The organism is Gillisia hiemivivida (assembly GCF_007997295.1).
In the GTDB taxonomy this organism is placed as follows: Bacteria; Bacteroidota; Bacteroidia; order Flavobacteriales; family Flavobacteriaceae; genus Gillisia; species Gillisia hiemivivida.
This window is the reverse complement of the sequence record NZ_VORY01000008.1, coordinates 1-15,619: the sequence shown is the minus strand read 5'-3', so window position 1 is coordinate 15,619 and position 15,619 is coordinate 1. Positions and strand designations below refer to the sequence as shown.

Annotated in this window: 14 protein-coding genes; 8 read left to right on the top strand and 6 right to left on the bottom strand. The window is 35.0% G+C overall.

Annotated features, from left to right (window positions below):
- Window positions 1-10: 10 nt before the first annotated feature.
- From ES724_RS08665 to ES724_RS08655, 3 genes are all read left to right on the top strand, one after another.
- Window positions 11-1,996: an autotransporter outer membrane beta-barrel domain-containing protein gene (locus ES724_RS08665; protein WP_246136848.1), complete on the top strand. Its 1,986-nt coding sequence runs from the start codon at window positions 11-13 to the stop codon at window positions 1,994-1,996.
- A gap of 195 nt (window positions 1,997-2,191) precedes the next feature.
- The gene (locus tag ES724_RS08660; RefSeq protein ID WP_146932147.1) at window positions 2,192-2,530 is read left to right on the top strand and encodes a T9SS type A sorting domain-containing protein; all 339 of its coding nucleotides are present in this window, start codon (window positions 2,192-2,194) and stop codon (window positions 2,528-2,530) included.
- A 195-nt stretch (window positions 2,531-2,725) separates the two neighbouring features.
- The gene (locus ES724_RS08655) at window positions 2,726-3,703 is read left to right on the top strand and encodes a LuxE/PaaK family acyltransferase (protein WP_146932145.1); all 978 of its coding nucleotides are present in this window, start codon (window positions 2,726-2,728) and stop codon (window positions 3,701-3,703) included.
- A 209-nt stretch (window positions 3,704-3,912) separates the two neighbouring features.
- Here ES724_RS08655 and tyrS read toward each other — a convergent pair whose 3' ends face one another.
- Entirely contained in the window at window positions 3,913-5,208 is a 1,296-nt protein-coding gene (gene tyrS, locus ES724_RS08650; RefSeq protein WP_146932143.1) for a tyrosine--tRNA ligase, read from the bottom strand.
- Between the two features lie 152 nt (window positions 5,209-5,360).
- Between tyrS and ES724_RS08645 the strand changes: the two genes are divergently transcribed.
- On the top strand, window positions 5,361-6,392 hold the full coding sequence (locus ES724_RS08645) for an NAD-dependent epimerase/dehydratase family protein (RefSeq protein WP_146932141.1): 1,032 nt from the start codon (window positions 5,361-5,363) through the stop codon (window positions 6,390-6,392).
- A gap of 280 nt (window positions 6,393-6,672) precedes the next feature.
- Here ES724_RS08645 and ES724_RS08640 read toward each other — a convergent pair whose 3' ends face one another.
- From ES724_RS08640 to ES724_RS08630, 3 genes are read right to left on the bottom strand one after another with little or no spacing between them, the layout of a single operon-like run.
- The gene (locus ES724_RS08640; protein WP_146932139.1) at window positions 6,673-7,152 is read right to left on the bottom strand and encodes a DUF4296 domain-containing protein; all 480 of its coding nucleotides are present in this window, start codon (window positions 7,150-7,152) and stop codon (window positions 6,673-6,675) included.
- 5 nt (window positions 7,153-7,157) lie between these two features.
- Window positions 7,158-8,504: a dihydroorotase gene (locus tag ES724_RS08635; protein ID WP_146932137.1), complete on the bottom strand. Its 1,347-nt coding sequence runs from the start codon at window positions 8,502-8,504 to the stop codon at window positions 7,158-7,160.
- Window positions 8,504-9,235, bottom strand: a complete 732-nt coding sequence (locus ES724_RS08630; protein ID WP_026837293.1) for a polyprenol monophosphomannose synthase — start codon at window positions 9,233-9,235, stop codon at window positions 8,504-8,506. The genes ES724_RS08635 and ES724_RS08630 overlap by 1 nt, the downstream gene beginning before the upstream one ends.
- 100 nt (window positions 9,236-9,335) lie before the next feature.
- Here ES724_RS08630 and ES724_RS08625 point away from each other — a divergent pair, with 100 nt between their 5' ends.
- On the top strand, window positions 9,336-9,995 hold the full coding sequence (locus ES724_RS08625) for a DUF4271 domain-containing protein (RefSeq protein WP_146932135.1): 660 nt from the start codon (window positions 9,336-9,338) through the stop codon (window positions 9,993-9,995).
- A gap of 21 nt (window positions 9,996-10,016) precedes the next feature.
- On the top strand, window positions 10,017-10,763 hold the full coding sequence (locus ES724_RS08620; protein WP_146932133.1) for a uroporphyrinogen-III synthase: 747 nt from the start codon (window positions 10,017-10,019) through the stop codon (window positions 10,761-10,763).
- A gap of 159 nt (window positions 10,764-10,922) precedes the next feature.
- Here the strand turns inward: ES724_RS08620 and pckA are convergent, their stop codons facing one another.
- Window positions 10,923-12,521 carry a phosphoenolpyruvate carboxykinase (ATP) gene (gene pckA, locus ES724_RS08615; RefSeq protein WP_146932131.1) on the bottom strand — a complete coding sequence of 533 codons (1,599 nt, stop codon included), beginning with the start codon at window positions 12,519-12,521 and terminating at the stop codon, window positions 10,923-10,925.
- Window positions 12,522-12,599: 78 nt separating this feature from the next.
- Complete coding sequence (locus tag ES724_RS08610) at window positions 12,600-12,989, bottom strand: DUF423 domain-containing protein (protein WP_146932129.1); 390 nt, start codon at window positions 12,987-12,989, stop codon at window positions 12,600-12,602.
- 75 nt (window positions 12,990-13,064) lie between these two features.
- On the opposite strand from ES724_RS08610, the gene ES724_RS08605 reads away from it, so the two are divergent.
- Both ES724_RS08605 and ES724_RS08600 read left to right on the top strand, forming a co-directional pair.
- Entirely contained in the window at window positions 13,065-14,438 is a 1,374-nt protein-coding gene (locus ES724_RS08605; protein WP_146932127.1) for a saccharopine dehydrogenase family protein, read from the top strand.
- Between the two features lie 49 nt (window positions 14,439-14,487).
- The gene (locus ES724_RS08600; protein ID WP_146932125.1) at window positions 14,488-14,958 is read left to right on the top strand and encodes an Lrp/AsnC ligand binding domain-containing protein; all 471 of its coding nucleotides are present in this window, start codon (window positions 14,488-14,490) and stop codon (window positions 14,956-14,958) included.
- Window positions 14,959-15,619 lie beyond the last annotated feature (661 nt).

Sequence of the window (15,619 nt, the reverse complement as noted above, 5' to 3'; positions counted from 1 at the left end):
AATGAAAACTATGAATAAACCAATTTTAAAATCTAAAAAAATGAAAACAAGCTTTAAAAGTATTGCAGTATTAGTAACACTTCTTTCTTCTCTTTTCTTGGGAAGTTGTAGTAGTGATGATGGCTTTTTCGACAACGGAGAACAAGGTGAAACACCGGTAACACCAATTGATAATAATCTAAATGGAACATTAACTTCTAATTTAACTTTAGACCCAAATGTAGCTTACCAATTAACAGGTTCATTTAGTGTAGAACCAGGAACTAAATTAACTATCCCTGCTGGAACAAAGATCACTGCGAATGTTGGTCAGGAAGTCTATATCGTAGTAAAAAAAGGAGCACAGATTGATGTTCAGGGAACTCAAAGCAACCCAGTTAGAATGTCCTCTGAAAATTCAAGTCCAGGAGACTGGGGAGGTTTGGTGATCTTAGGAGATGCTAAAACTACTGAAGGTGTAGACGCAACTGCTGAAGTTGGCGGATTTATTTACGGAGGTAATAACGATCAAGATGATTCAGGGTCTATTAGATACATGATCATTGAAGGTGCCGGGGCACAGATACAGGCAAATTCTCAATACAACGGATTAACCTTATATTCTGTTGGTTCTGGAACTACCATAGAGAACATCGCTTTAATTAATGGTGCAGATGATGGAGTTGAGTTTTTTGGAGGAACTGTTTCTGTTAAAAACATCTATTTAGAAAATAATGAAGATGATGCTATCGACTGGACAGAAGGCTGGAACGGAACTGTTACCAACGCATACGTATTACATACTAAAGCTGGTTTTTCTACAGCTGTAGAGGCAGATGGTTTAAACAACAATCCTAAGATTATCAACTTAACGGCCGTGTCTTCTAAAGGTGGAACTGCATTACAGTTCAAAAAAGAATCTGGAGCTACTATTTCAGGATTGTCATTAACAGGATACGATACATCTATAGACATGAAAGATAATGGGCCAATTGCAAATATTCTTATTGAAGATGTGGTAGCCGATCCGGGAAAATCTTATACAGATGTTGCAAGCGTAGATATTGCTCTTTTTAACTGGATAAATAATAGAGGATCTGTTGAAGCTACAGTATTACAAGGTATTGTTGAGGGTGAACTTAGTTTAAATGCATCTGTATCTTATGAGCTAACTTCTTCCTTGATCGTGAAAGATGGAGGAAAATTAACCATCCCAGCAGGAACAAAAATCAGTGCTAGAAATGGAGGAACAGGTGTATACATAGCCGTTCTACAAGGTGGGGAAATAGATATTCAGGGAACTCCGACAAACCCAGTGGTGATTTCTTCTGAAGATGCACAACCAGGAGATTGGGGCGGATTAACGCTAGTTGGAAAAGCAACTACTACAGAAGGTGTAAATGCAACCGCAGAAGTTGGCGGATTTGTATACGGAGGTAATGACGATGCAGACAGTTCTGGAAGTATTAAAAACTTAGTGATCCTTGGAACTGGAGCGCAAATTAATGCTGAATCTCAATATAATGGAGTTTCATTTTACTCGGTTGGATCGGGAACGGTTATAGAAAATATAGCTGTAATAAATGGAGCAGATGATGGAGTAGAGTTCTTTGGAGGAACTGTTTCTGCAACCAACATTTACTTAGAAAATAACGAGGATGATGCTGTAGACTGGACAGAAGGCTGGAATGGAACGGTAACAAATACCTACGTTTCTCATACTGTTTCAGGATTTTCTACCGCATTGGAAGCAGATGGGTTGAATAAGAATCCGAAGCTTGTTAACTTCACTGCGATCTCCACAACTGGAGGGACAGCTCTACAGTTTAAGAAAGAATCTGGGGCAACAATCAACAACATTTATTTAGAAGGTTACCAAACCAATCTGGACATGAAAGACAATGGACCAGTAGCTAACATAAAGGTGGATGGAGCAAATGCCAGTTTAACAGGCACTTATAATGCAGGAACTAAAGTAGATGTTTCTGGTTGGTCTTGGAGAAATGCAAGATTATAAAATTAAATTTCAATTTGGTATACCCCTTTATTAGTTGAGGTTAGCATTGGAGTTGAAAAATAGATGAGGTGTAACTACCTCATCTATTTTGTTTTAGGAGTAAAACAAGAATAATTAATTATATCTTTAAGCATGAATTAATGGTATCATTTTTGAATTATTTATTGTAGATTTACAATTACCAACGTAACAAATATGAAAAAATTCTACATCTTAAGTTTATTATTGGTTAGTTTTCTGCTGTTCACCCCTCGGGCTATAGCTCAAAACACAGCGATTCCTACGTTTGCTACAGAAAAACCAATAGAAGGTCTCTCTATTTACCCTAACCCTGTGGTTGGCAGTAAAGTGTATATTACCTCCAATAAAAATCAAACTAAAGAAGTAGAAATTTATAATGTATTAGGTAAAAAAATTCTAAACGCCCGAATTACAGGTAAAGAATTAGATGTTTCAGAACTTACTCCTGGAATATATATCTTAAAAATTAAAGAAGGAAATACTCAAGCTACCAGAAAATTGGTGGTCAGGTAATTTTAAAACACATAATCAAGAGGTTCGGAATAAGCCTGAGAGGCAAGTAATTGGAAAATACTTTTAAAAATTCGACACATCCCGAACCATCGGGACGAGTAATTTGACCCTCAATGAGGGATAAAATAAAAAGCTTCTATTCTTAGAAGCTTTTTTTATTTCTACCTTTACCTTCATTTTCTTCAAAACACATAAATGAATCCAGAAAAGATTTTTTCTATTTCTTCTGAACAAGATTTCAATGAAGCTGCACTAGAAATTTTCAGATTTCAATATGCTAACAATTCGGTATACCGAAAGTTTTCGGATTTATTAAAAAAAGATCCGAAGCAGATAAATAAGATTGAAAACATTCCCTTTTTACCAATAGATCTTTTTAAGTCTCATACTATATTATCTTCTGAAGAAAATATTCAGAAAACATTCACAAGCAGTGGCACTACCGGCAGTAAAACCAGCAAACATCACGTAACAGATATTGCTATTTACGAACATAGTTTTAATCTGGGTTTTAAACAGTTTTATGGAAAAATCGAAGATTATTCTATCCTAGCGCTCTTACCTTCTTATCTGGAACGGGATGGTTCTTCTTTAATTTACATGGCGCAGCAGTTAATTGAAAAAAGCAGTCATCCAGATAGCGGATTCTATCTTAATAATCTTTCTGAATTAAAAGAGAAATTAATCTCTTTGGATAGCAAGGGCCAAAAAGTCTTACTTATTGGTGTGTCCTTTGCCTTATTAGATCTTGTAGAAGACTTTCAGTTTAAACTGAAGAATACCATAGTTATGGAAACTGGCGGCATGAAAGGGAGACGTAAAGAGATGATCCGGGAAGAACTGCATAGTATCCTTAAAAAAGGTTTTGGGGTAGCTGCCATCCATAGCGAATACGGAATGACCGAGTTGTTATCTCAAGCATATTCCGCAGGAAATGGAGTTTTTGATTGCCCACCTTGGATGAAGATCTTAATTCGTGACCCCGAAGATGCACAGTCCTACCTCCAAAATAATAGCACAGGCGGAATTAATGTGATAGACCTTGCCAATATAAATTCCTGCTCTTTTATCGCCACTCAAGATCTTGGAAAAAAGAGCGAAAAAAATTCTATAGAAATTATGGGTAGGTTTGATAACAGTGATATTCGCGGCTGTAATTTAATGGTGCTTTAGACACACACAAACTTATCTTTTTTCTTGCCGAAAAAATCAAAAATTTTTTTTATAAAACTGTAATGAACTAGTTTTTTTTCGAACTAATACTTGTAAACATAATTTTTGGTTAGGTTTTTGTTTACAATAAGCTATATGAGTTTTTTCATATTAGATTGGTTAGTTAGTTGCAAAGCCCTTAAACAGTATAATGTTTAGGGGCTTTTGCATTATACCACTCTTAAAATATAGGTGTTTCTTTTCCCTTTATTTAGAATAACAAATTTGTTGTTTATAAGATCCGATTCAGAAATTAGATAATCCTCCCCTACTTTTTCTTTATTCACAGAGATCGAGTTTTCTTTTAAAGCTCTTCTTGCCTCTCCATTAGAATTTAAAAACCCTGTTTTAGCAGCTAAAGCAGCAATCATATCTAAACCAGCATCAACATCTGCACGCTCAATTTCTGCCTGAGGAACTCCTTCAAAAATATCTAAAAATGTAGCTTCATTTAAACTTCTAAAATCACTTGCAGTACTTTTTCCGAAGAGCACATTAGAGGCTTTCACTGCATTCTCAAAATCTTCTTTGCTATGTACAGTAATTGTAACCTCTTCAGCTAAACGTTTTTGAAGCAATCTTAAATGCGGCTCTTTTCCATGTTCTGTAATAAGTTCTTCAATAGTTTTTTGATCTAAAAACGTAAAGATCTTAATATATTTTTCGGCATCCTCATCACTGGTATTTAACCAATACTGGTAGAATTTATAAGGAGAGGTTCTATTTGGATCCAACCAAATATTACCGCCTTCACTCTTCCCGAACTTACTACCATCACTTTTGGTGATTAAAGGACAGGTAAGTGCATAACCTTTCCCATTCCCAATTCTTCTAATAAGCTCTGTCCCGGTAGTGATATTTCCCCACTGGTCACTTCCTCCCATTTGCAATGTACAAGACTGATTTCTATATAAATGAACAAAGTCATATCCCTGCACTAACTGATAGGTGAATTCAGTAAAAGACATTCCTTCGGTATCTTCTCCAGAAATTCTATTTTTCACAGAATCCTTAGACATCATATAGTTTACCGTAATATGCTTACCAACGTCTCTTATAAAATCCAGAAAAGAAAATTCTTTCATCCAATCGTAGTTATTCACAAGAATAGCATCATTCTTTTCTCCTGAAGAAAAATCCAGAAATTGAGAAAGTTGTTTTCGCACACAATCCTGATTATGTCTTAAAGTAGCTTCATCTAAAAGATTTCTTTCGCTAGACTTCCCTGAAGGATCCCCAATCATCCCCGTTGCTCCACCTACTAATGCCACCGGCTTATGACCACTTCGCTGAAAATGTGCTAAGAGCATAATAGGCACCAAATTTCCAATATGCAAGGAGTCTGCAGTAGGGTCGAAACCAATATAAGCAGCACGCATTTCTTCCATTAAGTGCTCTTCAGTTCCAGGCATCACATCGTGCATCATGCCTCTCCAGGTAATTTCCTTAACAAAATTCATAGGTATCTTATTTTCAATATTAATGCTTCAAACTTCTTTGTTTCTGTCCTATTCTGAATTCATTGGTTTACTAATGAACTCTAATATCTAATAGAAAACAGCGGTAAAGATACCAATAACTGCCATTTTTCCTAAGTTGAAATAGCTATATTTACCTTATGATATTAGTTACAGGAGGCACAGGACTAGTGGGCTCACATTTACTTTTAGATTTAGCGAAATCTGGAAAAAAAGTTAGGGCGATCTATAGATCAGAAGACAAACTTTCTGAGGTGAAAAAGATTTTTTTATATTTTGTTTCAGCTAAAGAAACCGCTTTTTTATTCGATTCTATAGATTGGGTTCAAGCAGATATCTTAGACATCCCTTCTCTCAATGAAGTATTCACGAATATTGATTATGTATATCACTGCGCTGCAATAGTATCTTTTGATGCTAAAAACGCCGAAAACCTTAGGGCTACAAATATTGAAGGAACTGCCAATATTGTAAACTCTTGTATAATATTCAAGGTTAAAAAACTTTGCCATATCAGCTCTATAGCTACTATGGATATCGCTTTGGGAGATGAATACATTTCTGAAAATTTTACTTGGCATCCCGAAAAAGCACATAGCGATTATGCCATTTCGAAACATGGAGCTGAAATTGAAGTTTGGAGGGGCACTCAGGAAGGTCTTTCAGCAGTAATTGTAAATCCCGGAGTAATCATTGGGCCTGGATTTTGGGATTCTGGCAGTGGACAGCTATTCAAAAAAATAGATGAAGGTTTAAAATATCATTTCCCGAAGACAACAGGTTTTGTCGGGGTGCAAGATGTATCTAAAGCATCTATACTTCTAATGGATTCTTCCATGGAAAATGAACAATATATAGTTGTGTCAGAAAACTTGAGTTTTAAAACCATCTTGGAGTGGGTCGCAGAGAGCCTTCAGAAAAAAGGGCCACATACCCCTTTAGAACCTTGGATGGTCTTTATTGGCTGGATATATCAAAGTATTGCCAATATATTATGGGGAGCAAAGAAACAACTTTCAAAAAACGATTATAGATCCCTTTTTGAACATTCTTACTATAGCAATGAGAAAATTAGGGAGAAAACAGGTTTTTCTTTTACTCCAGTAAAAAGTGTGGTAATGGAAACAGGAGTGTTATTTAGAAAAGAAAAAGATAATATCGCGTCACCCTGAGACCTGTGATAAAAAATTATCTAGCGTAGGTTTTTGACGTATGAAAGATGCTGAAACGAGTTCAGCATGACGAAAGTTAAAACCAGTATCGTCAACCTGTCCCGATACTTCGGGAGTTCAGGGTCGCTTATTTGGAGCAACTTTGGAATTACGTCAATGGTAATTTATTTTAAGGTCTTCTCAAGATATATTCTGAGATGCTAAAACTCCCGAAGTTTCAGGATAGAATAACGTCCATTTTCTGTTTATGATATTTTCTATGTATTAAGAAGAAAAAAATTTAATTAGAGATATTTTTACTTTGAGGTTTCGAACCAAGACTATCAATTAAAATAGCTTTTGGAATCTTAAGGCTGTCAATATCCAAAGTGTCCTTGGTATCCAATGCTCTTATAGAATCTTCAATTCGTTGTTCTTCGTCACGAATCACTTCAAACTTCGCCTTCATCACTTCCAGGTTATGCTTCACTTTCTGGTAGATGCCATCGAATTTATCATACTTTTTAGCATAATAAGTCGTGCTTTCTGCCAATTGCAAACTGTCTATCTTATATTTTGAGTATAAATAAGTGTCCGGCTGAAGACCTGTTTCTTCAAGAGTTCGTTTGTTTTTGTTCTTCGCAGAATTTAATAAGGACAATTCTGTAAGAACATCTACCATCTTATCTTCAGATATTAAATTATCGGGTTTTTTGACCTCCTCTATATTTTGGCAGGAGCTCAAGAAACAAGCAATTATAAATACCTTTAAAAATCTCATACAATTTATTTTCTATCGAATGTTAACTGCTCTGCCACCTGAGTAAAAGGCATGAATTTGAAGTTTTTATAAACCAATTGTCCATTTACAAAGGTATGGGTAACTCTAGATTTAAAAGTAACTCCATCAAACGGAGACCAACCACATTTGTAGACTGTATTACTTGGCTGTACAGCCCATGGAGCATTAAGATCTATTAGAACAAGATCTGCTTTGTAACCCACTCTAATGAATCCTCGTTTTTCAATTTGAAATAGAATCGCAGGATTATGGCACATTTTTTCTACAATCTGCTCAAGACTTATCTTTTCCTGGTGATGCATTTGTAACATTGCAGGAAGCGCATGTTGTACCAAAGGACCTCCGCTAGGAGCTTTAGTGTACACGTTTTTCTTTTCCTCTTTTGTATGAGGTGCATGATCTGTAGCAATTACATCTATACGTCCATCTAACAATGCTTTCAACAAAGCATCTTGATCTTTCTTTGTTTTAATTGCAGGATTCCATTTTATTAAAGTTCCTTTCTTTTGATAATCTGAATCGTTGAACCACAGGTGATGTACACAAACCTCAGCAGTGATCTTCTTATCTTTTAAAGGCAATTTATTGTCGAATAATTTTAATTCCTTTTCCGTAGAAATATGAAAAACATGCAATCTTGCTCCAGTCTTTTTTGCTAGCGCAACCGCTCTTGAAGAGGATATATAACATGCTTCTTCACTTCGGATTTTTGAATGTAATTCAATAGGAATATCATCCCCATAACGTTCAACACACTCAGCTAAATTCTTCTGAATAGTAGCTTCATCTTCACAATGCACCGCGATCATTAAAGGAGATTTCAAAAAGATCTGCTCCAAAACTTTTGCATCATCTACCAACATATTTCCTGTAGAAGAACCTAAAAATAATTTTAGGGCAGCTGTAGTTTTAGGATCTACCTTTAAAATTTCATCCAGATTATCATTGGTACCACCAAACATAAAAGAGTAGTTGGCATAAGAGGAATTCTTTGCTAAATCAAATTTCTCCTGCAACTTTTCTATAGTTGTGGTCTGCGGATTGGTGTTTGGCATTTCTATAAAAGAGGTGATCCCTCCCGCAATAGCGGCACGAGAACCTGTTTCTATAGTATCTTTATGAGTTAAACCTGGTTCCCTAAAATGCACCTGATCGTCTATAATTCCAGGAATAAGATAATTCCCTTCCGCATCGATCATCGTTAGGTCTGGAGATTTTGCACTTATACTATCGGCTATTTCAACAATAATTCCATTTTCGATAAATACATCTCCCTCCATAATTGTCCCTTCATTGACAATTCGTGCGTTTTTGATTAAAACCTTCTTCATTATTTTGATGTCTTATTAAAAAGACTTTTTAATTTCATATTAATAACTCCAAAAACAGCTTCAGAAATAATCCCTCCACTCATTTTAGAACTTCCCTTTGTTCTGTCGGTAAAAATTACCGGAATTTCTTTAATGTCGAACTTTTGTAGATATGCTTTAAATTTCATCTCTATCTGAAATGCATAACCCACAAACCGTATCTTATCTAAGTTTATATTTTCTAAAACCGTTCTCTTATAACAAACAAAACCGGCAGTTGTATCATGAATATCCATTCCAGTGACAAACCGGACATATTTTGAAGCAAGCCACGAAAGCAACACTCTACTCATAGGCCAGTTAATGACATTTACTCCTGTTACATATCTGGAACCAATAGCCAGATCGGCACCGTTTTTCTCACAAGTATTGTACAACCGGATGAGATCATTAGGATTATGCGAAAAATCGGCATCCATTTCAAAAACGTATTCATATTTATGAGCTAATGCCCATCTAAAACCGTGAATATATGCTGTCCCTAATCCCAACTTCCCTTTTCGTTCCTCTATAAATAACGAACCAAAATACTCCGCCTGAAGTTCTTTTACCTTAGCAGCAGTCTGGTCTGGAGAATTATCATCTACCACCAAGATATGAAATTTACGCTGCAAGGAAAATATGTTCCTAATCAAGCGTTCAATATTTTCAATTTCGTTAAAGGTGGGTATAATAATTATCCCATTAGACATGCTAGAAATTTTGGGCAAATGTAACCATTTTTGTCCTTTTCAGGTTCAATTTTACTTTCATCTTTACCGCTATTAATTATACATTTGTAAAAATTTATAATTGGAAGCAATAGAACGATATATAACCTCAAACGACCTACTTACCATTATTATTCTATTGGTACTATTGTTATTAGCCGTTGCAAAGACTCTATTTAGTAATCGGTTCGAAGATTTTATCTCTCTAGCTTCATCCGGAAAGTACTTAGTTATAAAATCTAAAGAGTATAAACTCCTATTTGGTTTTAACGTTTTAATGCTCACAGCACATATTTTAAGTGTCTCTTTATTCGTTTTTTTAACATTTAGGCTTTTTACAACACAAACTTTAGACAGTTCTGGAAATTTACTATTGAGAATAATTACAGCTTATAGTTTTATTGTTTTACTGAAGATTACCGTAGAAAAAATTATTGCTAACGTTTTTGACATAGATGAAATTATGGATACTTATATTTTTCAAAAACAAACCTATCTCAATTTTATCTCTCTGATTATCTTTGGATTATCACTGTTTCTGGTTTATAGCAATATCCCAAGTTTACCTCTTTTCTATCTGATCATTGGGCTTATACTTATCGCTCTTTTATATATCCTGTATGCAATTGTCAAAAAAAACCTCAGATTAATCTCTCGCTTTTGGTTCTATTTTATTTTGTACCTTTGCGCACTCGAAATCGCCCCCTATGTTGTTTTGTATAAGTTAATTACTAAATACTAAAAATTCAAATAACTCAACTATATGAAAGTGAAAACAATTTTAATATCTCAACCAGAGCCTAAAATAGAAAATTCACCCTATTTTGAGTTGGAAGAAAAGCAACGAGTAAAAATTGATTTCATACCATTTATTCACGTTGAAGGAGTTAGCTCCAAGGATATCAGGCAACAAAAAATAGATCTTACTAATTATACTGCTATTATTCTAACAAGCAGAAATGCGGTAGATCACTTTTTTAGAATAGCCGAGGAAATGCGATATAAAGTGCCAGATACACTTAAATATTTTTGCTTAAGTGAAGCTGTCGCGTATTATCTGCAGAAGTATGTAGTCTACAGAAAGCGAAAGATATATGTTGGGAAACGCACATTCTCAGAATTGTCTCCATTTATCAAAAAATATAAGAACGAAAAATTTCTTTTGCCAGCTTCGGACATGCTAAAACCAGATGTACCTAAAATACTTAACAAATTAGGCGTAGAATGGAAAGAAGCAGTGTTTTATAAAACAGTGGTAAGTGATCTTTCACATTTAAGAAATGTCACTTATGATATTCTTGTGTTCTTTAGCCCAAGTGGAATAAAATCCCTGTTTGAAAACTTCCCAGATTTCGAACAAAAAGAAACTAAAATAGCCGTTTTTGGAAACACCACCATAAAGGCAGCAAAAGAACATGGACTTGTTTGTAATATAAAAGCACCAACTCCAGAAACCCCATCTATGACGATGGCGCTTCAGAAATATATAAAAGAAATTAACAAGAAATAGTTAGATTTTTTTACAATTAATAAAGCCAGATAAATTTAAATTTATCTGGCTTTTGTTTTTCAAATTACCCGCTATTGCTCTTGTCTTATAATCTATAAATCAAAAAACCCGATAAACTCTTAGGATTTATCGGGTTTCTGACTTGTTATATACTATTAACTAAACAATAGGACCTCCAGAAAGGATCTCTTTATTAGAATTATCTTCATATTTTTTGAAGTTCCTCTTAAATGAATTAGCTAGTTCCATTGCCTTCTCATCGTAAGATTTTTTATCACTCCAAGTTTCTTTTGGATTCAAGATCCCACTAGGAACATTATCACATTCTACCGGCATATTAAGACCAAATATAGGATGTTGTGTAAATTCTACTTCTTCTAATTTACCATCTAAAGCAGCTTCTATCATTGCCCTAGTATATTTCAACTTCATTCTGTTTCCTGTACCGTATGCTCCACCCGTCCAACCGGTGTTTACCAACCATACATTAACATTAGCATCTTTCATCTTCTTACTTAACATTTCAGCATATTCTGCAGGATGTAATGGCATGAAAGGCGCTCCAAAACACGCAGAGAAGTTTGGTTGTGGCTCATCTACTCCAGCTTCCGTTCCTGCTACTTTTGCAGTATAACCGCTCATAAAGTGATATGCAGCTTGCGCAGGAGTAAGTTTGCTTATGGGAGGCAATACCCCGAAGGCATCTGCAGTTAAGAAAAATATGTTCTTAGGATTTTCACCTATTGAAGGCGTTGCAATATTGTTAATATGATCTAAAGGATAACTCACACGAGTGTTTGGAGTAATAGAAGTGTTTTCGAAATCTACGCTTCCATCATCATTCAAGATCACATTTTCCAAGATAGCTCCAGGCTTAATGGCATTAAATATATCTGGTTCATTTTCTTCTGAAAGGTTGATCACTTTCGCGTAACATCCTCCTTCAAAATTGAAAATAGTGTTTTCTTTAGTCCATCCGTGCTCATCGTCTCCAATAAGTTTACGTTTAGGATCTGCAGATAAAGTTGTTTTTCCAGTTCCCGAAAGTCCGAAGAAAACAGCAGTGTCTCCTTCTTCTCCTATGTTTGCTGAACAATGCATAGGAAGTGCATTTTTATGTACCGGAAGTATAAAATTTAATGCTGAAAAAATTCCTTTTTTGATCTCTCCTGTATAGCCACTACCACCTATTAAGGCGATCTTCTTCGAGAAATTTAAAATAGAAAAGTTTGCTTGACGAGTTCCATCTACAGAAGGATCTGCTTTAAAACCTGGAGCATTAACTACAATCCAGTCTTCTTTAAAATTTTCAAGCTCAGATTCCTCTGGTCTTAAAAACATGTTGTAAGCAAATAAATTAGACCATGCATATTCGTTGATCACACGGATGTTTATACGATAATTATCATCTGCACAGGCATAAGAATCACGAACGTAAATTTCTTTCTCTGAAAGGTAATCTACTACCTTGTCGTATAGCTTATCAAATTTATCAGTATCAAATGGAATATTGATATCTCCCCACCAAACTTTGTCTTTGGTCTCTTCATCTTTTACCAAAAAGCGATCTTTAGGAGATCTTCCGGTAAATTCTCCTGTGTTAACGGCTAAAGCGCCAGTCGCTGACTCAACCCCTTGGTTATTAACCAAAGTTATCTGGTGTAATTCTTTTGGGGATAGTTGATAGTGAGCAGTAGCCTTATTAATTCCGTATTTTTCTAACGATAACGATTTCGTAATTTGCTTATTTGCCAACATAAAAGTTTAAGTTGTGTGTTTGTTTAGGCTGGCAAAAGTAAAGAAACTTATTTTGATACTTAATAAAAAGGTTCTACTTTATTTCTTTTTTAACTTTATAAAATGAACCAATAACCAGGCCCAGCCTATAATTAATAAACTGCCTCCCAAAGGGGTAGCCAAGGCAATTACTTTAAAATCAATGCTTGTTAAATCATTTGTCGCCAGTAAATAAATAGATCCGCTAAACAAAATCACCCCAAAAATCAGTAAATAAAAGATCCCTTTGGAAAGCTGATACCCAGATGTTATTATTAATCCTAGTATTAGTAATAATAAAGAATGATAGATCTGGTATTTTATTGCTGTTTCCATTGAAATAAAAGAGTCTGGAGATAATACTGGTTTTAATCCGTGAGTTCCAAAGGCGCCAATTACAATTCCTAAAAGTCCAAACACAAAGCCTGCGATATAATATTTTCTCTCCATCCTATAATTTTATTAGTCTAAACATTTAAGTACATTCGTCCTTTAACTTTACAAAACTAATTAAGAAAATTTAATATGCGACAAATATTAATAATTGGTGCCGGTAAGTCTACTTCGGTATTAATTTCCTACTTACTTGATAAATCTGAAACCGAAAATTTATTCCTAACCATTGGGGATCTAGATATAGAAAATGCAAAAAACCTTAGCCAGAATCATGAAAGATGCAAGGCTATTGTATTAGATGTTTTTAATAAAGAAAGTCGGGAATCAGCAATCAAAGATGCCGATATCGTTATTTCTATGTTGCCTGCAAGATTTCATATAGAGGCAGCTAAAGATTGTATTAAATATAAAAAATCACTTGTTACAGCTTCGTATGTGAGCAAGGAGATGAAAGCCTTAGATCAAGAAGTCAAAGAAAATGGCTTGGTCTTTATGAATGAGATTGGTGTAGATCCAGGAATAGACCACATGAGTGCCATGAAGGTAATAGACAGCATCCGCGATAAAGGTGGAAAAATGATCCTTTTTGAATCTTTCACCGGCGGACTTGTAGCTCCAGAAAGCGATACAAATCTTTGGAACTATAAATTTACTTGGAACCCAAGAAATGTTGTTGTAGCGGGGCAAGGTGGTGTAGCTGAATTCATCCAAGAAGGAAAATATAAATATATCCCTTACCACCGCTTATTCCGAAGAACAGAATTCTTAGAAATAGAAGGTCATGGCAGATTTGAAGGATATGCCAATAGAAACTCGTTAGATTACCGAAGTATTTATGGCTTGGAAGATATTCTTACTTTATATAGAGGAACTATAAGACGGGTAGGTTTTAGTAAGGCTTGGAATATGTTTGTTCAGCTAGGTTTAACAGATGACACTTATACTATGCAGGATACTATGAATATGAGCTATAGGGATTTCATCAATTCATTTCTACCTTATTCTCCAACGAATACTGTAGAGCTAAAACTTAGACATAATCTTAAAATAGACCAGGATGATATTATGTGGAATAAGCTGGAAGAATTAGACCTTTTCAATAAAGACAAGAAAATAGGATTAGAGAATGCCACTCCAGCACAAGCACTTCAAAAAATATTATCAGATAAATGGACACTTGCAGAAGATGATAAGGATATGATCGTGATGTATCATAAATTTGGATATGAGCTTAATGGAGAGAAAAAGCAAATAGATTCTACCATGGTACTAATTGGGGAAGATCAAACCCGAACTGCGATGGCTAAAACTGTAGGCTTACCAGTTGCCATAGCAACCTTAGCTATTTTAAATAAAAAGATAACTACTCCTGGGGTTCAAATTCCAATCACAAAAGAAGTTTACACCCCTATACTAGAGGAGTTAGAATCTCATGGAATTTTATTTAAGGAGCAGGAAAATAAATATTTAGGTTATAATCCGTCTGGAGGAGTAGGGAATTGATTAAAATAACAGTAATTTTTAAGCCCCAAACTTAACAACCTATAACCAAATGAAATATGTAGATGACCAAGTAACTATTGATGGTATTGATAAAACCATCCTTAATTATCTTATGGAAGATGCGCGAAAGCCTATACTAGAAATTGCCAGAAGTATTGGTATAAGTGGTGCTGCTATCCATCAAAGATTGAGAAAACTAGAAAAAGCTGGACTAATTGAAGGCTCGAAACTCATGATCAACCCAAGGGTTTTAGGCTATAAAACTTTAGCCTTTGTGGGTGTTTATTTGGATAAGGCGGTGAGCAATCCCCAAGCTGTAAAAAGATTAAGTGAAATTCCGGAAGTATTGGAATGCCATTATACAACAGGAAACTGGTCTATATTTTTAAAGATCCTCTGTAGAGATAATGAGCATCTTATGAATGTTCTTAATAAGAATATTCAAGCCATTGATGGCGTTTCTAGAACAGAGACCTTTATCTCTTTGGATCAACAATTGAAAAGGCAGATTAAAGTATAGCTACTGATTAGAGGAATTAGCATCATACAAACGAACTTGTCTCCCTGAGACCTGTGATAAAAAAATTTATCTAGCGTAGGTTTTTGACGTACGATGATTCCTAGTAGATTTATTTTCTTAAGAACTTCTTTTTTGCAAGTGTAGTGCTTCCAGGGCGTAAAATTTTTGAAGCCTTGGAGAAAATTTAGCCGTGGAAGTACGGTTCCAATTATGCGGTAGCATAATTGGAAACACCTACAAAAAAGTGTCCTTTTTTTGGTTCGTTTTTTTGGACAGGCAAAAAAATGAACAATCTCAAAAATTTAACAGATCTTTACCGACCAGAGGGAGTGTATTCCAGATTCTTGGAATTACGTCAACGGTAGCCCTTCGACTAGCGCTCAGGATAGACTAAAGTCAAAGGGTCATGTAAACATCTAGACTATACTAGATGTGACATTTTATAATATCTAGGCAGAAAACAGAAATATCCAAAAATAAAAAGAGGCATTGTAAATTACAATGCCTCTTTTATTTTTAAACCAACCTTTCCCAATAGATTCTGTGTTAACTAACAAAAGGTTTTCTCTTTTATTTTATTATTTTTGTTACTCAAGACGGCTATAAGCTAGTCTGTAAAAGGATACTTTCTGCATTTGCATCTAGTGTCCTTTTTTGTTGA

What these genes read in the sequence shown, in the direction of transcription:
- ES724_RS08665 (WP_246136848.1), top strand. Translation starts at nt 11, where the DNA reads ATGAATAAACCAATTTTAAAATCTAAAAAAATGAAAACAAGCTTTAAA.
- ES724_RS08660 (WP_146932147.1), top strand. Translation starts at nt 2,192, where the DNA reads ATGAAAAAATTCTACATCTTAAGTTTATTATTGGTTAGTTTTCTGCTG.
- ES724_RS08655 (WP_146932145.1), top strand. Translation starts at nt 2,726, where the DNA reads ATGAATCCAGAAAAGATTTTTTCTATTTCTTCTGAACAAGATTTCAAT.
- ES724_RS08645 (WP_146932141.1), top strand. Translation starts at nt 5,361, where the DNA reads ATGATATTAGTTACAGGAGGCACAGGACTAGTGGGCTCACATTTACTT.
- ES724_RS08640 (WP_146932139.1), bottom strand. Translation starts at nt 7,152, where the DNA reads ATGAGATTTTTAAAGGTATTTATAATTGCTTGTTTCTTGAGCTCCTGC.
- ES724_RS08635 (WP_146932137.1), bottom strand. Translation starts at nt 8,504, where the DNA reads ATGAAGAAGGTTTTAATCAAAAACGCACGAATTGTCAATGAAGGGACA.
- ES724_RS08630 (WP_026837293.1), bottom strand. Translation starts at nt 9,235, where the DNA reads ATGTCTAATGGGATAATTATTATACCCACCTTTAACGAAATTGAAAAT.
- ES724_RS08620 (WP_146932133.1), top strand. Translation starts at nt 10,017, where the DNA reads ATGAAAGTGAAAACAATTTTAATATCTCAACCAGAGCCTAAAATAGAA.
- pckA (WP_146932131.1), bottom strand. Translation starts at nt 12,521, where the DNA reads ATGTTGGCAAATAAGCAAATTACGAAATCGTTATCGTTAGAAAAATAC.
- ES724_RS08610 (WP_146932129.1), bottom strand. Translation starts at nt 12,989, where the DNA reads ATGGAGAGAAAATATTATATCGCAGGCTTTGTGTTTGGACTTTTAGGA.
- ES724_RS08605 (WP_146932127.1), top strand. Translation starts at nt 13,065, where the DNA reads ATGCGACAAATATTAATAATTGGTGCCGGTAAGTCTACTTCGGTATTA.
- ES724_RS08600 (WP_146932125.1), top strand. Translation starts at nt 14,488, where the DNA reads ATGAAATATGTAGATGACCAAGTAACTATTGATGGTATTGATAAAACC.